Source organism: Micromonospora sp. HB375 (assembly GCF_017872985.1).
Classification (GTDB): Bacteria; Actinomycetota; Actinomycetes; order Mycobacteriales; family Micromonosporaceae; genus Micromonospora; species Micromonospora chalcea.
The window spans coordinates 5,408,987-5,427,835 of the sequence record NZ_JAGGJO010000001.1 but is presented as its reverse complement, the minus strand read 5'-3'; the positions used below and the strand labels follow the sequence as shown (position 1 = coordinate 5,427,835).

At 75.3% G+C, this 18,849-nt stretch carries 16 protein-coding genes; 7 read left to right on the top strand and 9 right to left on the bottom strand.

The genetic code is table 11. The features are described from left to right. The first annotated feature begins 4 nt into the window (after nt 1–4). Together J3R08_RS32755 and J3R08_RS23800 are read left to right on the top strand one after the other, a co-directional pair. Nucleotides 5–1,162: a sensor histidine kinase gene (locus J3R08_RS32755; protein ID WP_209962836.1), complete on the top strand. Its 1,158-nt coding sequence runs from the start codon at nt 5–7 to the stop codon at nt 1,160–1,162. Beyond that, entirely contained in the window at nt 1,159–1,779 is a 621-nt protein-coding gene (locus J3R08_RS23800) for a response regulator (protein WP_064448212.1), read from the top strand. The genes J3R08_RS32755 and J3R08_RS23800 overlap by 4 nt, the downstream gene beginning before the upstream one ends. Nucleotides 1,780–1,785: 6 nt before the next feature. On the opposite strand, the gene J3R08_RS23795 is transcribed toward J3R08_RS23800, so the two are convergent. Both J3R08_RS23795 and J3R08_RS23790 read right to left on the bottom strand, forming a co-directional pair. Further along, a complete protein-coding gene (locus J3R08_RS23795) occupies nt 1,786–2,676 on the bottom strand; it encodes a L,D-transpeptidase family protein (RefSeq protein ID WP_043329151.1) in 891 nt (296 codons plus the stop codon). 74 nt (nt 2,677–2,750) lie between these two features. Then, on the bottom strand, nt 2,751–4,196 hold the full coding sequence (locus J3R08_RS23790) for an alpha-amylase family protein (protein WP_209962834.1): 1,446 nt from the start codon (nt 4,194–4,196) through the stop codon (nt 2,751–2,753). Between the two features lie 239 nt (nt 4,197–4,435). Here J3R08_RS23790 and J3R08_RS23785 point away from each other — a divergent pair, with 239 nt between their 5' ends. From J3R08_RS23785 to J3R08_RS23770, 4 genes are read left to right on the top strand one after another with little or no spacing between them, the layout of a single operon-like run. Continuing rightward, nucleotides 4,436–6,190, top strand: coding sequence for a hypothetical protein (locus J3R08_RS23785; RefSeq protein WP_280841829.1), 1,755 nt, complete (start codon nt 4,436–4,438; stop codon nt 6,188–6,190). Beyond that, nucleotides 6,187–7,656 carry an NADH-quinone oxidoreductase subunit NuoF family protein gene (locus J3R08_RS23780; RefSeq protein ID WP_064448215.1) on the top strand — a complete coding sequence of 490 codons (1,470 nt, stop codon included), beginning with the start codon at nt 6,187–6,189 and terminating at the stop codon, nt 7,654–7,656. The genes J3R08_RS23785 and J3R08_RS23780 overlap by 4 nt, the downstream gene beginning before the upstream one ends. 16 nt (nt 7,657–7,672) lie before the next feature. Continuing rightward, nucleotides 7,673–8,257: a redoxin family protein gene (locus J3R08_RS23775; protein ID WP_064448216.1), complete on the top strand. Its 585-nt coding sequence runs from the start codon at nt 7,673–7,675 to the stop codon at nt 8,255–8,257. Continuing rightward, nucleotides 8,254–9,198 carry a cytochrome c biogenesis CcdA family protein gene (locus tag J3R08_RS23770; protein WP_209962832.1) on the top strand — a complete coding sequence of 315 codons (945 nt, stop codon included), beginning with the start codon at nt 8,254–8,256 and terminating at the stop codon, nt 9,196–9,198. The genes J3R08_RS23775 and J3R08_RS23770 overlap by 4 nt, the downstream gene beginning before the upstream one ends. Here the strand turns inward: J3R08_RS23770 and serS are convergent. The 5 genes from serS to J3R08_RS23745 all read right to left on the bottom strand — a co-directional run bounded on the left by serS (nt 9,185) and on the right by J3R08_RS23745 (nt 14,834). Then, nucleotides 9,185–10,468 (bottom strand): serine--tRNA ligase, encoded by a 1,284-nt coding sequence (gene serS / locus J3R08_RS23765; RefSeq protein WP_209962830.1) that lies wholly within the window; start codon nt 10,466–10,468, stop codon nt 9,185–9,187. The two genes, J3R08_RS23770 and serS, sit on opposite strands and share 14 nt — an antisense overlap. Before the next feature lie 456 nt (nt 10,469–10,924). Continuing rightward, nucleotides 10,925–12,037, bottom strand: a complete 1,113-nt coding sequence (locus J3R08_RS23760) for a MerR family transcriptional regulator (RefSeq protein WP_209962828.1) — start codon at nt 12,035–12,037, stop codon at nt 10,925–10,927. A gap of 31 nt (nt 12,038–12,068) precedes the next feature. Further along, entirely contained in the window at nt 12,069–13,244 is a 1,176-nt protein-coding gene (locus J3R08_RS23755; protein WP_209962826.1) for a trans-acting enoyl reductase family protein, read from the bottom strand. Between the two features lie 31 nt (nt 13,245–13,275). Further along, nucleotides 13,276–14,412, bottom strand: a complete 1,137-nt coding sequence (locus J3R08_RS23750; protein ID WP_069088910.1) for an alcohol dehydrogenase catalytic domain-containing protein — start codon at nt 14,410–14,412, stop codon at nt 13,276–13,278. Next, nucleotides 14,409–14,834, bottom strand: a complete 426-nt coding sequence (locus J3R08_RS23745) for a hypothetical protein (RefSeq protein WP_064448221.1) — start codon at nt 14,832–14,834, stop codon at nt 14,409–14,411. Before J3R08_RS23745 ends, J3R08_RS23750 begins: the two co-directional genes overlap by 4 nt. Nucleotides 14,835–14,994: 160 nt before the next feature. Between J3R08_RS23745 and J3R08_RS23740 the strand changes: the two genes are divergently transcribed. After that, a complete protein-coding gene (locus tag J3R08_RS23740) occupies nt 14,995–17,766 on the top strand; it encodes a LuxR C-terminal-related transcriptional regulator (RefSeq protein WP_209962824.1) in 2,772 nt (923 codons plus the stop codon). A 1-nt stretch (nt 17,767) separates the two neighbouring features. Here the strand turns inward: J3R08_RS23740 and J3R08_RS23735 are convergent, their stop codons facing one another. Both J3R08_RS23735 and J3R08_RS23730 read right to left on the bottom strand, forming a co-directional pair. Continuing rightward, entirely contained in the window at nt 17,768–18,319 is a 552-nt protein-coding gene (locus J3R08_RS23735) for a DsbA family protein (RefSeq protein WP_064448223.1), read from the bottom strand. Continuing rightward, nucleotides 18,316–18,813 (bottom strand): redoxin domain-containing protein, encoded by a 498-nt coding sequence (locus tag J3R08_RS23730; protein ID WP_209962822.1) that lies wholly within the window; start codon nt 18,811–18,813, stop codon nt 18,316–18,318. Before J3R08_RS23730 ends, J3R08_RS23735 begins: the two co-directional genes overlap by 4 nt. Nucleotides 18,814–18,849: the final 36 nt, after the last annotated feature.

Below are 18,849 nucleotides of genomic sequence, written 5' to 3'. Positions count from 1 at the left end.
CGGCGTGACGTCGCCGCCCGGTCCGGCCCGGCCGGTGAACCGCCACTGGCGGTTCACCGGCTGGCTGCTGGCGGCGGTCTGGCTGTTCTTCCTCAACATCCCGTTCACCACCGCCCTGCACCAGCCGCAGATGTGGCGGCGGCTGACCGGGATCGGCGCGCTCGTCGCGTTCGCCGTGGCGTACGTGTTGATCTTCGAATGGGCCCGGGGCCGACGGCAGCGCCATCGGCCGGTGCCGCCCGGCCGGGCCCGGCTGCTGATCGCCGTGCTGCTCGCGCTCGGGCTGGCCGGGATCCCCGGCACCGGCGGCGACTGGCTGACCACACTGGTCTTCGTCGGGGCAGCCGCGGTGTTCCTGCTGCCGTCGGCAGAGGCGCTGGTGGTGGTGGTGCTGGCCGCGGCGGCGCCGCCGGTGACCGCGCGTCTGGTGCCCGGCTGGGAGCACGAGAGCACGCTCGTCTTCGCGGTGCTGCTCGCCTCGTTCGCGATGTTCGGGGTGAGCCGGCTGGCCCAGCGCAACGGCGAACTCCAGGCCGCGCAGCAGGAGATCCGCCGACTGGCGGTGGCGGAGGAACGCGCCCGCGCCGCCCGGGACCTGCACGACATCCTCGGGCACTCGCTCACCGTGGTGGCGGTCAAGGCCGAACTGGCCGGCCGGCTGCTGGAGCTGGACCCGGCCCGCGCCGCCACCGAGGTCGCCGACATCGAGCGGCTGGCCCGGGAGGCGCTGGCGGACGTGCGGAGCACCGTCGGGGCGTACCGCGGGGTGGATCTGGCCTCCGAACTGGCCGGCGCGCGGTCGGCGCTGACCGCCGCGGGCGTCGTCGCGGAGCTGCCGGAGTCGGTGCCGCCGCTGCCGGCGGACCGCGACGAGCTGTTCGGCTGGGCGGTCCGCGAGGGGGTGACGAACGTGGTGCGGCACAGCGGCGCCCGCCACTGCCTCATCCGGGTGGAACCGTCGGCGGTGGAGGTACGCGACGACGGCCGGGGCCCGGCGGACCAGCATGGCCCGGCCGGGCACGGGCTGGCCGGGCTGCGGGAGCGGGCCCGGCGGCTGGACGCGACGGTGACGGTGACGGTGGCGCGGCCGGACGACGGGCGTGGCTTCCTGCTCCGGGTGACGGTGCCCGCAGCGGATCCGGACGGAGGGACGCGCCCGTGACCGAGCCGATCAGGCTGCTGCTCGCCGACGACCAGGCGCTGGTCCGGGGCGCGCTCGCAGCGCTGCTGTCGCTGGAGCCGGACCTGACTGTGGTGGCCGAGGTGAGCCGCGGCGACGAGGTGGTGCCGGAGGCGCTGCGCGCCGGCCCGGACGTGGCGCTGCTCGACGTGGAGATGCCGGGCCTGGACGGGGTGGCCGCGACCGCCGCGCTGCGGGCCGCGCTGCCGTCCTGCCGGGTGCTCGTGGTGACCACGTTCGGGCGGCCCGGCTACCTGCGCCGGGCGATGGAGGCGGGCGCGAACGGCTTCGTGGTCAAGGACACCCCGGCCCGGCAGCTCGCCGACGCGGTCCGCCGGGTGCACGCCGGGCTGCGGGTGGTCGACCCGGCGCTCGCCGCCGAGACGCTCGCCACCGGGCCGAGCCCGCTCACCGAGCGGGAGACCGAGGTGCTGCGTACGGCGCGCGGCGGCGGCACGGTGGCGGAGCTGGCGGCGACGTTGCACCTGTCCGAGGGGACCGTACGCAATCATCTTTCCGCAGCCATCGGCAAGACCGGCGCCCGCAACCGGGCCGACGCGGTGCGGGTGGCCGAGGCCAACGGCTGGCTGCTGGGCTGAGCCCGGTCAGGGCAGGCGGTCCACCACGACGAAGGCGGTGCCCGGCTCGACCTCGGTCAGCAGCAGGCGCTGGGCGCTGCGGGTCAGCCGGATGCAGCCGTTCGTGACGTTCTTGCCGAGCGTGTCGTCGTTGTACCAGCTGTGCAGTCCGATGTGGGCGCCGCGCAGCCCGGTCGGCACCGCACCCGGGTCGTCCGGGATCGCGCCGAGGGCGAATATGTCGACGCCGCCGTAGACGGCCTCCGGAGGCGGGGTGCGGCCCAGCACGAACGTGCGGCCCAGTGGCGTGAGCTGCCCGGACATGCCGAGGCTGACCGGCCAGGTGCGCATCGCGCGCCCGTCCCGGCTCCAGGTGAGGCGGTGGGTGCGCCGTTCCACCACGATCTGGTCGCGCAGCGCCACCGTGGTCCAGCCGCCCGAGGGCAGCCAGGCGATGGTGCGGTTGGCCGACGGGAGCAGCACGGCGGTCCAGCCGGAGCGGCGTTCGACGATCGGCACGGTGAGCCGTACGCCGTTGATGGTCGGCGCGAGGAAGGCCAGCGGACGGCCGCCCGGCGCGTCGTACGCGGCCACGTTGCGGTTCGGGCGCAGCCCTTCGCCGAGCTGGCGGGTGTCGGCCGGGTCCGGGTCGGGCGGGAAGCCGCGCGGCGCCGGGTCGTAGGTGATCACCGGCAGGTCGTCCGGCGGGCGCGCGGCGGGCGGCACCGACTCGTACGGCGACGGGCTCGGCGCGGCGGTCGTGCTCGTGGGCGCGGCGACGACCGGCGTTGACGGCCGTGCGGGCGTGACGGTGAGCGCGCGGCCGACCAGCAGCGCGGTGACGAGCAGCAGCGGTACGGCGAGCGCGGCGATCAGCCAACCGGGAGGTCGGCGCGCGGCAAACCGGTCGAACAGCACGAAACTGACTGTAACCGACCGGAAGCCCCCGTACCCGGTACTACGGGTACGGGGGCTTCGCGGCCCGGGGTGGCTCAGCTGAGCTTCGCGCCGATGTGGATGGCGATCGCGTCGTGCGCGGGGACGTTCGCGGCGAACCAGCCGGACGAGTCCACCGTGATCACCGGACCGCTGCACGAGCCGTTGCTGAACGTGCCGTGGACGACGTCGCAGTAGCGGCCGGCCGGCAACCCGGTGTAGTACGAGCGGCCGTTCACCGCGCTGCCCTCGTCGTTGATCGTCAGGTAGCCCTTGCCGGTACGGCTGAACGCGATGTGCTGGTAGCCGTTGTCGTACCAGTTGGAGACCCCGGCGCCCTCGGTGGCGTTGCGGAAGCCGACCATGTTGGCGATGACCGGCCAGCGGTGCTCGCACTCCCAGCCCGAGTAGCAGGTGACGTTGGTGATCCGGTTGCTGCCGTCGGCGGGCGGGCCCTGGTCCCGGCCGCTGTAGGTGAAGCTCGACATCACCGCCGGGGTGCCGTACGGCCAGGCCAGCATGAACGCGTTGGCCAGCGCGTACGTGCCGCGGTCGCGGTAGGTGAGCACGCCGCCCTCGCGCTGGGTGTCGTGGTTGTCGGTGAAGACCACCGCCTTCGCGCTCGACAGGTAGCCCCAGGACTCACCGAAGTTCTTCAGGTACGCCAGCCGCTCGTTGTTGAACATCCGGGCCAGGTCCTTGCCGTACCGGAACTCGTGCACGTCACCGTTGCCGGTGTACTCGGTCGGCTGGATCGGCTCGCCCGCGCCGTAGATGACCTCCTGCACCAGGTACGCGCTGCGGTTCAGCTTGGCCTTGATCGCGGCGATGTCGGCGGCCGGCATGTGCTTGCTGCCGTCCAGGCGGAACCCGTCGACGCCGAGGGAGAGCAGGTCGTTGAGGTACGCGGCGAGCCGGCCGCGCACGTACTCCGACTCGGTCTTGAGGTCGGCGAGGTTGACCAGCTCGCAGTTCTGCACCTCGTACCGGTCGTTGTAGTTGGCGATGTCGTTGTTGCCGTTGCGCCCGCAGTAGTGGAAGTCCTGCGCCGAGTAGATGCCGGGATAGTTGTAGTGGCCGTACGACGAGCCGGCCCAGCCGGTGCCGCCGTTCTCCTGCCCGGACATGTGGTTGACCACGGCGTCGACGATCACCTTCACGCCCGCCGCGTGGCACGTGTTCACCATGGACTGGAACTGCGCGCGGGTGCCCTTGCGGGACTCGATCTGGTAGCTGACCGGCTGGTACGACACCCACCACGGGCTGCTGTTGACGTGCTCCTGGGGCGGGGACACCTGCACGTAGCCGTAGCCCTTCGGGCCCAGCGTGCTGGTGCACTCGGCGGCCACCGACGTCCAGTTCCACTCGAAGAGCTGGACGATGACCTTCTTGGCGCCCGGGGTGGCGGCGGTGGCCGGGGGAGCCGCCGCCGTGATCGGGACGAGCAGGCTGGCGGCCAGGCCCAGGGCGAGCGCCGCGGCGCGGAATCGGCGTCGATGCATCAGGACTCCTGCGGGGGTGCGGGGGATGCGGGGGAGTGGAGCCTGTCTCAGTGCTGGCTTCTTGCAGCCCGCGCTGAAATTTTGCGGCAAGGTTACGAGAATGTTGCAAGGACTGTCAACGTATGGGCATTCGTCGTTGCGTCAGGCGCTACACGCGCGTCCGGACCGGACGGTTCGAAAAACCGGCCGAGAAATTCGCCACCGGAGGTGATCCGTCCGCGCCGTCGCTCCGTACCTGAGTGGGGAGCAGGGTCGGCCGGTGGGGGCGCCGCCGCGAGACGATCGAGGAGCAGATGGCCCGGGCACAGCAGAACGAGAAGACGACGACCGTCCGGACCACCACCAGCAGCCGTGGTGCCCGGACCATGTCGAAGTCCGCGATCGCGGCGCTGACCGCTTCCGCACTCGGCCTCGCGTGGGCCGGAGTGGAGCTGGCCGGCGCCGGCGGGCTCATGTACTCGTACGGATTCTTCTTCACCGAGTTCTTCGCCGGGGTGGTCGCCCTGGTCGCGCTCAGCATCACCGTCATGCTGGGCCTGCTCGCCACCGACCGCCTCGTGCTGCTCATCCGGCACCGCGTGCTGCTCCAGTCCGCGCACCGCGCCACCGGCGTGCTCGGCGTGGCCGGACTGGTCTTCCACGTCATCACCAAGGTGGCCATCGGCCGGGCCGGCCCCACCGACGCGGTGGTGCCGTTCATCGGCGGCGCCGGCCTCTACGTCGGACTGGGCACCGTCGCCGCGCTGCTGATGGTGGGCGTGCTCTGGACCGGAATCGTCCGGGTCCGGTTCGCCGGCGTCGGTCCCAAGTGGTTCTGGCGGGCGCTGCACTCGATGGCCTACGTGTCCTGGCCGTTCGCGCTGGTGCACGGCCTCAACGCCGGCCGGCCCGCGGCGACCTGGGTGCTGCTCAGCTACCTCGCCTGCGTGCTGGCCGTGGTGCTGGCGCTGATGGTGCGGCTCTCCGTCCACCTGGGCAAGCGCAGCCGGGAACAGCACCAGGCCGCCGCGCTCAACAAGGCCATGGCCGGCAAGGCCGAGGAGCGGACCGGCGTGTTCGCCGTGCTCACCCGCAAGAAGGACAGCGCCAAGGAGGACAGCGGCACCGGCCGGGGGCGCTGGGCCGAGGCCACCGCCACCTGGACCGCGCCGGCCGGCACCGCCCGGCGGCGCGACCCCGAGCGGTTCGCCGTACCCGTGGTGCCGGAACCCGGCTCGCTGCGCGAACCGGTCCGTGCGGCCGCCCGCCGCCGCGACGAGGAGCGGGTCGCCACCCGGGTACGCGAGGAGGAGCGCGAGCCGGTCCTCTTCGACCGGGACGAGGAACTGGTGCCGGCACGCCGGTCCGACAGTGAACGCTCCCGCCGTCGTCGCCGGTCCGAGGAGGAGCCGGCGGGCCGCCGGTCCCGCACCGACGAGGAGCGGGTGAGCCGCCGGTCCCGGACCGACGAGGAACGGGTCGGTCGCCGCTCCCGGGCCGACGAGGACGTCGCCGCCCGCTACTCGGCCCCGCCGGAGAGCGGTGGCCGCCACTCCGCGCCCCCGGACACCGGTGGCCGCCACTCCGCCCCGCCGGACAGCAGCCGGTACGCCACCCCGGCCGAGGTGGCCCGCTACTCCGCGCCGCCGCGTGCCGGCAGCGAGCCGGAGGAGCCGTGGGACAGCCCGCGCCGCTGGGAGACCCGCCCGGTCTCCGGTGAGCCGATCTCGGCCGGGCCGATCTCCGGCAGCCCGATGTCGGCGCAGCCGCTCAGCGGATCCGGCCGGCGCTACCGGGACGAGGAGGACGTGCCGGAGGAGCCGGACTACTGGCGCCCGCCGGCCCGCTACGACGCCGACGAGGCGTTCGTGGACGACACCCCGACGCTCGTCGACCTCGCCTCCCGTCGCGCCATGCGGGCCGGCAAGGACAGCCGGTCCGGCCGGCGCAAGCGGGCCGACGCGGACGCGGTCGACGGGGCGTACTGGGCCGGGCTGCGGGGTGAGGCCCGGTGACGCGGCAGACCACGGTCCCACCGGTCGCCTGCGTCGGCGAGCCCCGCCTGACCGCCGGGTTCGCCGAGTTCGGCCGGCTCGACCTGCTCGCCCACGAGGAGGTGCACGGCCCGATCGGCCCGATGGAACCGGCGGCGCTGCTGCGGCTCGCCGAAGCCATCGACCTCAAGGGCAAGGGCGGCGCGGGCTTCCCGTTCGCCCGCAAGCTGCGCGCGGTGCTGGAGTCCTGCGAGCGGCAGGACCTCTCCGCCGTGGTCGTCGTCAACGCCACCGAGGGGGAACCGGCGAGCTGGAAGGACAAGGTGCTGCTCACCCGCGCCCCGCACCTGATCCTGGACGGCGCCGCGCTGGCCGCGTTCGCGCTGGACGCGGAGGAGATCGTCATCGGCGTCGCCGACGACGACGTGGGCCGGCCCTCGCTGGCCGAGGCGCTGAAGGAACGCCGGATGCCGGTGCCCACCACGATCGTCACGGTGCCGCACCGGTTCATCTCCGGCGAGGGCGGCGCGCTCGTCAACGGCATCAACGGCCTGCCGCACATCCCGCCCGGCACCAAGAAGCGCTCCAGCGACTCCGGCGTCGGCGGGCTGCCCACCCTGCTGTCGAACGCCGAGACGTACTCCCAGCTCGCCGTCGCCGCCCGGATCGGCCCGTACGAGTACGCCGCGCTCGGCACCGACGACGAGCCCGGCACCGTGCTGCTCACCGTCACCGGGTCGGCGAAGCGGCCCGCCGTGGTGGAGTGCGCCGCGGGCACCCCGCTGCGCGAGATCCTCGACCTGTGCGAGGTGCCGCCCGGCCCCGGCATCCTGATGGGCGGCTACCACGGCAAGTGGATCACCGCGGCGGCGGCGGACCGGGCCGAGGTGTCCCGCAAGGGGCTCACCGCCGTCGGCGGCACGCTCGGCGCCGGCATCATCGTGCCGCTCGGCGCCGACACCTGCCCGCTCGGCGAGGCCGCCCAGGTCGTGCGGTACCTGGCCGGTGAGTCCGCCGGGCAGTGCGGCCCGTGCAAGATGGGCCTGCCCGACCTGGCCCGCTCGGTCGACCTCGCGGTCTCCGGCAGCGCCCCGGTCGAGCTGGTCCGCGCCGCGGCCGGGGACGTCAAGGGACGCGGCGCGTGCAGCCACCCGGACGGCACCGCCCGGTTCGCGCTGTCCGCCATGGAGGTGTTCGCCGACGACCTGCGGCTGCACGCCACCGGCGAGGGCTGCGGCAAGCGGGTCAAGGGCATGATGGGCCTGCCCGGCGCGCCCGACGCCAACCCGCAGAAGCTCACGCTCGACTGGTCCCGCTGCGACGGCCACGGGCTCTGCGCGCACGTGGTGCCGGACTTCATCCGGCTCGACGGCAACGGCTACCCGGCGTTCCCGCCCACCCCGGTGCCGACGTGGCTGCGCGAAGGCGCGCTCAAGGCGGTAAAGGTCTGTCCCGAACTCGCGCTTCGCCTGGTCCGGGCCGAGTAGAACCCAGGAGCCGCCGATGCGTACCGCCGTTCGTGTGACCGCCGCCGTCGTACTCGCAGCCACGCTCGCCACCGGCTGCGCGGCCGGACCCGAGGCCGGGGCGGTGCCACCCGCGGCCCCCGCCGCCGCGCCCCCGGACGTCGCGTCCCCCGCCGCGACGCCGGGCGGGCCGACGTCCGCGCCACCGGCCGCGGTGCCGGCCACGCTGACGTTCACCGGCAAGACCCTCGACGGTACGGCGTTCTCCGCCGCCGACCTGGCCGGGCGGCCGGTGCTGCTCTGGTTCTGGGCGCCCTGGTGCGCCACCTGCGCCAGCCAGGCGTGGACGGTCGCCGAGATCGCCCCCGCCTACCGGGACACGGTCCCGATCGTCGGCGTCGCCGGGCTCGGCGAGCAGAAGGCGATGAAGGACTTCGTCACCGAGTTCGACCTGGGCGGCACGACCCAGATCGACGACCGCAACGGCGCGCTGTGGCGCCGTTTCAAGGTGACCGAGCAGAGCACGTTCGTCGTCCTGGACCGGACCGGCCGGGTCGTCCACCAGGGATTCCTGGACGGTGAGGCGCTCACCCGGCAGGTCGAGACGCTGGCCCGGGGATGACCGGCGCGCTGCTGCTCGCCCTGACCGCCGGCATGCTCGGCGCGGTCAACCCGTGCGGCTTCGCGATGCTGCCCGCGTACCTGTCACTGCTCGTCGCCGGGCCCGACGGCGGGCGCGGCGCGGTCGGCCGCGCGCTCACCGCGACGGCCGCGCTCACCCTCGGGTACGTGCTGGTGTTCGGCGCGTTCGGGCTGGCCGTGGCACCGGCCGCCGACTGGTTGCGCCCTCGGCTGCCGTGGCTGACGGTGACGCTCGGCGTGCTGCTGGCGCTGGCCGGGTGCTGGCTGCTCGCCGGCAAGCGGCTGCCCGCCCCGGGCCCGCTGCGCGTCGCGCCCCGGCTCACCCGCACCTGGCCGTCCATGGTGCTGTTCGGCGCGGCGTACGCGCTCACGTCGCTGAGCTGCGCGATAGCGCCGTTCCTGGCGATCGTGGTGACCAGCATGCGGGCCGGGTCGCCGCTGCGCGGGCTGGCGCTGTTCGGCGCGTACGCGGTGGGCATGGCGCTCGTGGTCGGGGTGGCCGCGCTCGCCGTGGCGCTGCTGCGCGGCCGGGTCGTGGCGCGACTACGCGGCGCGGGCGCCTGGGCGCCGCGTCTGAGCGGCCTGGTGCTCGTGGTCGCGGGCGGCTACGTCGGCTGGTACGGCTGGTACGAGGTGCGCCTCGCCCAGGGCCGGTACGACGCCTTCACCGACCCGGTGATCCGCGCCGCCGCCCAGCTCCAGCAGACCCTGGTGAAGGCCGTCGACACTCTGGGCCCCGCCGTCCTCGCGGCCCTGCTCCTGGCCGCCGTGCTCCTCACCCGCCGCCGCCCCCTTTCCCGCGATCTTGCGGTTGGGGCCCGGGCGGAAGGGGTGAAGCGGACTTCTCGCGGGCCGGAAGTGCAAGATCGCGGGGAAGGGGCGGGGACGGCGGCGGCGGGGGAGCGGGTCAGCGCGGGCTGAGGCGGTCGGTGCCGAGCTTGTCGCGCAGGACCTCCGGGACCACCACCGAGCCGTCGGGCTGCTGGTGCTGCTCCAGGATGGCCGGGAACAGGCGGCTGGTGGCCAGCGCCGAGCCGTTGAGCGTGTGCACGAAACGGGTCTGCTTCGCGCCCGGCTCGCGGTAGCGGATCGCCGCCCGGCGCGCCTGGTAGTCACCGGCCCAGGAGACCGACGACACCTCCTTGTACTTGCCGGTGCTCGGCATCCACACCTCGACGTCGAGCGTCTTCTTCATCGAGGCGCTGGCGTCACCGGCGGCCAGCAGGCTGGTCTGGAAGTGCAGACCCAGCTTGCCGACCAGGCCCTCGACGTGCCCGACCATCGCCTCCAGCGCCGCGCCCGCCTGCTCCGGCAGCGTGAACTGGAAGATCTCCACCTTGTTGAACTGGTGGCCGCGCACCGTGCCGCGCTCGTCGGAGTGCGAACCGGCCGCCTCGCGCCGGTAGCAGGGCGTGTACGCGAACGCCTTCAGCGGCAGCTTCGGCGTCTCCAGGATCTCGTCCTGGTACGCGCCGAGGATCGCCGTCTCCGCCGTGGGCAGCAGGAACTGGCCGCGCGAGGACGACTGCTTGTCGATGTGGTAGACGTCGTCGTGGAACTTGGGGAACTGCCCGGCCGCGTAGCCGGCGCTGTCCAGCAGCAGGTGCGGCGGGAGCAGGAACTCGTAGCCGGCCTGGATGTTCTGCTCGATCAGCCAGTTCACCAGCGCCCACTCCAGCCGGGCGCCCAGACCGGTGTACATCCAGAAGCCCGAGCCGCCGAGCTTCACGCCCCGCTCGTGGTCGACCAGGCCGAGCGCGCGGCTCAGCTCCACGTGGTCGCGTACCTTCTCGATGGCCGGCGCCTCGCCGAACGTCCGCACCACCCGGTTGGCCTCCTTGCCCCCGGCGACCACGTCGTCGGCGGGCAGGTTCGGCAGCTCGCTCATCACCGCGCGGAGCCGGGACTGCACCTCGTCGAGCTGGGACTCCAGCTCCGCGAGCTGCTTGCGCTCGGCCTCCGGGGCGACCGGCTGCGGCGTGCCGCCGGACCGTTTCGCCTCCGCGTACGCCCGCGCCTCGGCCTTGCGGCGCTGCCGCTCGGCGTCGATCTCCGTGATCAGGGCGCGTCGTTCCTGGTCGAGCCGCTGGATGTCGTCCAGCGTCCGGGTGACCTCGGCAGGATCCAGACGCTTCGCCAGCGCGGTCGCCACCGCCTCGCGATCCTTCCGGATCAACTCCATGTCGAGCATGCTGCTCGTACGCCTCCGTCCAGGCAGTCAGGTGGGACCTCCAGATGCTACCGTCGCGCCCCCGTCGCCCCGGCCCGGCCCGCACAGCCCGCCGCCGCAGGGCCCGTTTCGGTGACGGCGCGTGACGGTGGTGCTGTCGGAGGGGTGTACTCACAGTCCGTGACGGTGCGCTGGTGCCCGCTCCGACCCGCGTCCGCTGGCCGGCGTGCTGACCTGGTCAATCTGACGGATCCGCCTTCGGGCGGGCTTGCCCCTTCGGCGACTTTGCTCTGCAGCCACCGACGCGGCGTTCGACGCAGCGTCAGCGTCGCGCGGATGGTTGCAGAGCAAAGTCCGCGAGGGGCAAACATCCCGGGGGAGCGTTCGCATCACGCACAGTCACTGACGTCTTCCGCCGGGGCCTGGCGGAGCCCGGGTGGCGGAGGCCGGGTGGCGGAGGCCGGGGAGCGCTGAGCGTCAGAGGCGTACCGGCATCAGGACCGAGAAGGCGTGCGCGTCGTCGGCCCGCCGCACGGCGAGTGGAGCGATCGGGCCGTCCAGCTCCAGCACGAGCTGGCCGTCGCCGGACCCCAGCGCGTCCAGCAGGTACTCCCGGTTGAGCCCAACCCGAAGCGCGTCAGCGCCGGCCGCGCCGGCCGGGTCGACAAGGCGCAGCTCGCCGCGGCCGTCCAGGCCGAGCGCCACCACCTCGTGCTCGACGCCCTCGTGCGCGCGGTGGCAGACCGGGACGCCGTCGGCGGTGAGCGCCGCGCGCAGCGCCGCGCCGTCGACCGGGATCCGGTACGCGGGTACGTCACCGAGCTGCGCGCGCAGCAGCCGGCGGTAGTCCGGGAAGTCGTACGGCAGCGGTACGGCGGTCAGCGGCCGGCCCGCCACCGTGACGGTCACCCGGCCGGGAGCGACGACGACCTCGGCGACGTCCGAGCCGTCGAGGCCCGACACCGAGCCGGCAGCGTCCAGCAGCGCCCGCAACTCGTCGACGGCGGCCACCGGCAGCAGAACGCTCACCGGCGGGCCGTCGACGGTGCCGGCGACCCGGGCCACGGCGAGCCGGTGCCGGTCGGTGGCGATCAGGTTCACCCCGTCGAGGGCGACCTCCAGCAGCACGCCGGACAGGACCGGCAGCTCGGGGTCGGCGCCGACGGCGAAGCGTACGGCGTCCACGGCGGCGGCCAGGTCGGTGCGGGCCAGCGCGAGGCGGGTGGTCACTGTGGGCTCCTCCGGGTCGATCAGGCAACGGATCCGGGAGAGCTCACGACGCGCGTCGGCCAGGCCGTCCTCCAGACGGCGCAGGTGCGCGTCCAGCAGCCGGTGCACCTCGGCCGGCCGGTGCCGGTTCCGCAGCGCCTCGGCGATGCCGGCCAGCGGCATCCCCACCCGGCGCAGCCCGGCCACCAGCCGGGCCGGGTCCACCTGCTCCTCGGTGTACCAGCGGTAGCCGGTCACCGGGTCCACCCGGGCCGGGGCCAGCACCCCGGAACGGTCGTAGAACCGCAGCGCGCTGACCGTCAGGCCACTGGCCCGGGCCAGCTCGCCGATGCTGCGAAGCTCGCTCTCCACGGCCGTCATCCTGTGACCTCAAGCGGGTCGAGGGTCAACCTCACGCCGACAGCGTGCGGAACGTGATGCCCGCGCGTACCAGCCGGTCCAGCAGCGCGTCGCCCATCGCCGCGACCGGCGTGACCTGCCCGGCGGTCTCCGGCAGGTCGTCGAAGGCCAGGCAGAGCGCCGACTCGGCGAGCATCTTGGCCGTCTCGTCGTAGCCCGGGTCGCCGCCGGCCACCTCGGTCACCACCCGGCGGTCGCCACCGGTGCCCACGAACCGCACCCGGAACCACGACTTGGCCCGCTGCTCGGCGGTCGGGCCCTGCCCGGAGGCGAGCCGTCCGAGCAGCCAGCGCCGCGTCGGCGCCACCTTCACCAGCCCCATCACACCGGCCAGCCCGACACCTGCCATGAGCACCGTGGGCAGCCGCTTCAGCGCGGCGAAGTGCCGGTAGCGGAAGTCCGGGCCGTACTCCGGGCGGGCCGCCGCGGACCGGCGGACCACCTGCGGGTCGATGGTGGGCAGGGGCACCGCCCACTGGCCGAACTCGCGTACCCGGCCGACCTTGCCCGGCACCGCGCGGACCCGGCGCCCGTCGGGCTTCGGCTCCATCGCCCGCCGCGCCCGCGCCGCGCGGCTCGTCTCACCGGTACGGGAGAATGCGGTGAGCGCCGAGTGGTACGTGCCGGCGGAGAATCGACCACCGGCCCGCACGTACCCGTCCACGGCGATCGGCCCGTCTGCGGGCAGTTGCTTGACCGTGTACCAGACGCCCAGGTCGTGCGGGATCGAGTCGAAGCCGCAGGCGTGCACCAGGCGGGCCCCGGTGCGTACCGCCTCGGCGTGGTGCCGCACGTACATCCGGTCCACGAACTCCGGCTCACCGGTGATGTCGAGGTAGTCGGTGCCGGCCGCGGCGCACGCGGCCACAAGCGGCTCGCCGTGGTGCACGTACGGCCCGACGGTGCTGGCCACCACCCGGGCGCACTCCGCCACCGCGCGCAGCGACGCCGGGTCGGTCACGTCGGCGGTGAGCAGCGGTAGCTCGGCCAGGGCCGGGTCGATCGCGGCGAGCCGCTCCCGCACCGCGGCCAGCTTGTCCGGGTTACGCCCGGCCAGCGCCCAGCGCAGCCGCTCCGGCGCGTGCCGGGCCAGGTACTCGGCGGTCAGCCCGCCGGTGAAGCCGGTGGCGCCGAACAGGACGAGGTCGTACCGACGGTCTGCGCGCATCCGCCGAGTGTGCCATCCACGGCGTTCACCTTCACGGCGTGAAGACCACCCGGACGCATCCGTCGGCCCGGTCGCGGAACAACGCGTACCCGTCGGCGCCGCGCTCCAGCGGCATCCGGTGCGTGGCCAGATGCTCGGTGACCAGCTCGTCGCGGGCCATCCGGGCCAGCAGCTCCGGGATCGCCGTCGCGCCCCGCCGCCGGGCCGCGCGGACGGCGAGGCCCTTGTCCGCGAGCGCGCCGAGCGGGAACCGGTCCACCACACCGGGCCGGGCGTCGAGCACCACCACGACGCCGCCCTTGCGGCACGCGTGCACCGCCTCGCGCAGCGCCGCCCCGCCGTCCGCCTCGGTCAGCGGCCACCGGTTCGGCTCGGCCGGCACCCCGGAGGCGTCGACGCAGACGTCCGGGCCCCGGCCGCCGCTGCGCTCCCGCAGCTCGGCGAGCACGTCCACGTACCTGTGGTTGAGCGCCTCCACCCCGGCGTGCCGGGCGACCATGCTCAGCCGGTCGTCCCGGTCGTCGACCACGATCACCCGGTCCGCGCCCCGGGCCACCGCCGCCCCGGCGGTGAGCTGGCCGACCGCGCCCGCGCCCCACACCGCCACCACGTCGCCCGGGGCGACCTCGCCCAGCTCCGCGCCGTACCAGCCGGCCGGCGCGGCGTCGGCGGCGAACACCGCGCGGTCGTCGCTCACCGACTCCGGTACGGCGAACGCGCCCACGTCCGCGTACGGCACGCGGACGAACTCGGCGTGGCCACCGGCGAACCCGCCCAGCCGGGCCGGCCGGCCGAAACCGCCCGCTGACGGCTGGCCCCACTCCGGCTCGGCCGTCACGCCGCTCGTGCCGTTGTCGCAGCAGGCGAGCAGCCCCTGCCGGCAGAACCAGCACGCCCCGCAGGCCACCGCGGCGCCCACCACCACCCGGTCGGCGACCCGGTGCCGGCGTACCTCCGTACCGACCTCGACCACCTCGCCGAGGAACTCCCGTCCGAGCACCTCCCCGGCGGACGCCTCGGGCACCCGCCCGTCCAGGAGCGGCAGGTCCGCGCCGCAGGTGATGCTGCGCCGCACCCGCACGATCATGTCCTGGGCGTTGCGCAGCTCCGGGTCCGGGACGCGGCGCACCTCCACCGCGTCGGCCCCGGCCCAGCACAGCGCCCTCATCGCACCGGTCCCGGCCGCTCCAGCGGCGAACGGTCCGCCCGCAGCACCTCGCCGGTCTCCAGGAGCTGCTTGGTCTGCCGCAGCACGTGGCGCAGGTACCGGCCCGGGTCGTCACCGACCAGGTGCGCGGCGAACCCCGGCAACGTGCACTCCCCGCCCAGCGGACGGATCGCCAGCTCCGTGCCGCGACCGCCCGGCGCGGGGCGGGCCCACACCTCGACCGCCCCGTCGAGACGGCGCAGCGGCTCGGGCCACCGCCCGGCCGGGAGCACCCGCTCGGGCTCGGCGGCCACCGTCACCTTCTGCCAGCGCCCCGGCCGTGGATCCGTTGCGGCCCGCTGCGGCAGGCGATCGGCCAGCCTCCGCGCACCGCCGGCCGCCAGCGCCAGCGCGCCCGCCGCCAGCCGTCTGATCCGCGCCACCTGACCTCCCGAGGTCCCGGCCTCGGGCGGCCGGCGCTGCCCGGCCGGCCGCCCGCGTGCCTCCAGGGTGGGCGAGGGGCGGGTGAGCCGGGTTCGCCCCGAAGGGGTGAACCGGCCCGGTTCGGGTAACCGCTGCCCGCGTCGACAGGGGGAGGGATGCATGCCGGAGGAGGCCGACCAGGTCCGGTTCGTGGCCGCGCCACACGACACCAGCGAGATCACCGGTACGTCCGATCTGCGTACCGCCGGCATCGATTCGCCCGACCTGGCCGGTGGTCCGCTGCCGGGCGGCCCGCCGCTGCTGGCGTCCCGGTTGACGCCGCCGCCGCCACCCGAGCCGGGTCTGCTGCGGCCCCGGCTGGTGGAGCGGGTGGAGCGGGGCGCGAGCGGTCCGGTGACGCTCCTGCTCGCGCCGGCCGGCTGGGGCAAGACGGCCGTGTTGTCCACCTGGGCGCGGGCGGAGCGGGACGGCCCGGCGCCGGCCTGGGTGACGGTGGGTGAGGGCGACACGGCACGGCGGCTCTGGGGCTACCTGGCGGCGGCCCTGCGGACGGCCGCGGTCGACGACCCGGACGAGGGACCACCGCCACCGGTGCCGGACGGCCCGCCCCGGCCGGAGCAACTGGAGTCGCTGGCCGCCGCGCTGGCCGGACGGGAACGGCCGGTGCTGCTGGTCCTCGACGACCTGCACCGGGTCACCGACCCGGCGGCGCTGTCCGGGCTGGAGTTCCTGCTTCAGCACACCGACGGGCGGCTGCGGCTGGTGGCCGGCGCGCGGCGCGAGCCGCCGCTGGCGCTGCACCGCTGGCGGCTGGCCGGCGAACTGACGCTGATCGGCCCGGACGAGCTGGCGTTCACCACCGACGAGGTCGCCGACCTGCTGGTCGCGCACGGCGTGCCGGTGCCCGCCCCGGCGGTGCCCCGGCTGGCCGAGCGCACCGCCGGCTGGCCCGCCGGGCTGCGCTTCGCCGCGCTCGCGCTGGCCGACGGGACCGACCCGGCCCGCGCGGTGGACCGGTTCGCCGGTGACCAGCCGGACGTCGCCGCGTACCTGCGGGACGAGGTGCTCGCCCCGCTGGGCCCGGCGACCCGCGACGTCCTGCGCCGCGTGGCGGTGGCCGTCGCGGTCCGCGCCGACCTCGCCGCCGCGCTGACCGGGCGGGCCGACGCCGGGCAGGTGCTCGCCGAGGCGGCCCGGGACGGCGGCTTCCTCCTCCACGACGGCGGCAACCCGCAGTGGTACCGGCCGCATCCGCTCCTGGCCGACGTGCTGCGGGACGAACTGGGCCGGCTGCCCGCCGACGAGGTGCGCGAGCTACACCGGCGGGCGGCGGACTGGTACGCCGCCCATGACCGGCCGGCCGAGGCGGTGCGACACGCGCTGACCGCCGGTGAGTGGACCGCCGCCGCCGAGCTGCTGGTCAGCCGCTGGCCCGAGCTGGCCCCGGACGAGCCGACCGCCGCGCCGGCCCCGCCGGAGCCGCCGGCGCACCAGGTCCGCCGGGATCCCGAGCTGGCGCTGGCCGCCGCCGCCGAGCGGGCGTACGCCGGTGATCCGGCCGCCGCCGACGGGCAGCTGCGGCGGGCGCTGGCCCACGCCGACGACCTGCCCGCGCCGCGCCGCGACCGGTTCCGCCGGCTGGCCGCCGCCGTGGAGCTGAGCCTGGCCCGGCTCGGCGGGAACCACCAGGGGGTACGCGAGGCCGCCGACCGCCTGCTCGCCACCGCTTCCGGCCCGGCTGCCGACGCCGGGGCCGATCCGCGTGCCGGGTCGGCCGAGCGCGACGATGTACGCGCGGTGGCGGGCGCCGCGCACGGGCTGGTCGCGCTGGCCGAGGGGGAACTGCCGGCAGCCCGTACCCGGTTCGCCGAGGCGCGGGAGGCGGCGCGCCGGGCCGGGCGGCCGCGGACCGAGCTGCTCTGCGTCAGCCGGTCGGCGGCGCTGGAGGCGGCCCGGGGCGCGTTGCGGGCGGCCGAGGAACTCGCCGGGGAGGCGCTGGCGATGCCGGCCTGCCAGGGCTGGTCGGCGCGGGCGGACTGCGGCTACGCGTACCTGGCGCTGGCGCTCGTGGCCTGGCACCGGGACCGGCCCGCGGAGGCCGTGGCCCACCTGGCGCTGGCCGGTCCGGCCACCGCGGAGCCGGGGGGAGCGGCGCTGGCCGCGCTCTGCCGGGCCGGGCTGCTGGCCGACGGCGACGACCCGGCGGGCGCGCTGCGCACACTCGCCGGCGCGCGGGCGGTCGCGCCCGGCGCGGAGCTGGGCGGGTGGCTGGCCGCCGAGGAGGCGCAGGTACGCGCGGCGGCCGGTGACGCCGACGGCGCCCGGGCGCTGCTCGACGCCACTGGTGACGGGCCGGCGCCGGCGCTGGCGTCCGCCCGGTTGCTGCTGCGCGCCGGTGACGCCCGCGCGGCCGAGCGGACGCTGCCCGACTGGGCCGGGCCCGGCGCGGCGGACTGGCCGCTGCCGGTGCGGCTGGGCGCCGGGCTGCTCGACGCGGTGCTGGCCGGGGGGTCCGGGGACGCCCGGCGGGCCGGGCGGGCGCTGGAGGAGGTGCTGGCGCTCGCCGAGCCGGACGGCTACCGGCGCGTCTTCACCCGGACCGACCCGGGGGTACGGGACCTGCTGGCCGCGCACCTGGACTCCGGAACCGCGTACTGGGCCACGGTGAGCGAACTGGTCCGGGGCGCGGACGCGCAGCCGGTCACCGGGCCGGCGGACGGCGCGGCGCGCGGGCTGGACGAGCCGCTCACCGAGCGGGAGCTGACCATCCTGCGGTACCTGCAGAGCATCCTGTCCAACGTGGAGATCGCCGCCGAGCTGTCGCTGTCGGTGAACACCGTCAAGACGCACGTGCGCAACATCTACCGCAAGCTCGACGCGACCCGCCGGCGGGACGCCGTCCGGCGGGCGCGCGAGTTGCGGTTGATCTGACTCAGGCGTCGGCGGCGGCGTCCACCGCTGTCAGCAGTTCGGCCAGGTCGTAGCCGCCGTCGTGGCGGACGCCGTTGACGAACAGCGTCGGGGTGCCGTTGACGCCGCTGCGGATGCCGCCGACGAAGTCCTGCCGCACCCGGTCGGCGTACTCCTGGCGGCCGACCTCCGCGGCGATCTCGTCCGGCGACAGTCCGATCTGCTCGACGCCGAGCGACAGGTGCACCGGGTCGAGCTGGTCCTGGTGCTGGAAGAGCCAGTCGTACATCTCCCAGAACCGGCCCCGGGCGGCGGCCGCCTCGGCGGTCTCCGCCGCGCTCTCCGCGTACGGGTGGATGTTGGCGATCGGGAAGTGCCGGTACGCCAGCCGCACCACGTCGGCCCGCTGGCGCAGCACCTCGGTCAGGTTCGGGTACGCGGCGCCGCAGAACCGGCACTGGAAGTCGCCGTACTCGACGATCGTGACCGGCGCGTCCGCCGGCCCGCGGACGTGGTCGTGTTCGGTCACCGGGGTCCGCAGCCGCGCGGTGGTGACCTGAAGTGGCGTGGTCATCGGGCGCTCACCCGCCGTTCCGCGTCCAGCCGCTCCAGCGCGTCGAGGATGCCGTCCACGCCCGGGTTCACCTCGGGCGGCGACAGGTGGCTCCAGGCCACCCGGCCGTCCGGGTCGATCACCACGAGCGCCCGGTCGGACTGCCCACGCGGCGCGTACGCGCCGTACCGGCGCGACACCTCGCCCTTGGGCTCGAAGTCGGCGAGCAGCGGGAACCGGATGCCCTGGCTCTCGGCGAACGCCCGGTGCGAGTCGACGCTGTCCACCGAGATGCCCAGCAGCACCGCGTCGTACCGCTCCAGTTCGGGCAGGGCCGCCTGGTAGAGGGCCATCTGCTCGCCGCAGACCGGTGACCAGTCGGCGGGATAGAAGGCCAGCACCACCGGACGGCCCCGGAACTGCCCGGGACCCACCTGTCGCCCGTCCGGCGCCGCCGGCAGCGTGAACCCGGGGGCGGCCCGCCCGGGTGTGATCAGCCCGTTCGGATCACTCATGCCTCCCACCATGGCGGGCGCCCGGGTGAGGCGGGC

Bases quoted from the DNA above. Each gene is read 5' to 3' on its own strand.
- J3R08_RS23755 (WP_209962826.1), bottom strand. From the start codon at position 13,244: ATGCGCGCAGACCGTCGGTACGACCTCGTCCTGTTCGGCGCCACCGGC.
- J3R08_RS23735 (WP_064448223.1), bottom strand. From the start codon at position 18,319: ATGACCACGCCACTTCAGGTCACCACCGCGCGGCTGCGGACCCCGGTG.
- J3R08_RS23740 (WP_209962824.1), top strand. From the start codon at position 14,995: ATGCCGGAGGAGGCCGACCAGGTCCGGTTCGTGGCCGCGCCACACGAC.
- serS (WP_209962830.1), bottom strand. From the start codon at position 10,468: ATGCTCGACATGGAGTTGATCCGGAAGGATCGCGAGGCGGTGGCGACC.
- J3R08_RS23750 (WP_069088910.1), bottom strand. From the start codon at position 14,412: ATGAGGGCGCTGTGCTGGGCCGGGGCCGACGCGGTGGAGGTGCGCCGC.
- J3R08_RS23790 (WP_209962834.1), bottom strand. From the start codon at position 4,196: ATGCATCGACGCCGATTCCGCGCCGCGGCGCTCGCCCTGGGCCTGGCC.
- J3R08_RS23760 (WP_209962828.1), bottom strand. From the start codon at position 12,037: ATGACGGCCGTGGAGAGCGAGCTTCGCAGCATCGGCGAGCTGGCCCGG.
- J3R08_RS23730 (WP_209962822.1), bottom strand. From the start codon at position 18,813: ATGAGTGATCCGAACGGGCTGATCACACCCGGGCGGGCCGCCCCCGGG.
- J3R08_RS23770 (WP_209962832.1), top strand. From the start codon at position 8,254: ATGACCGGCGCGCTGCTGCTCGCCCTGACCGCCGGCATGCTCGGCGCG.
- J3R08_RS23775 (WP_064448216.1), top strand. From the start codon at position 7,673: ATGCGTACCGCCGTTCGTGTGACCGCCGCCGTCGTACTCGCAGCCACG.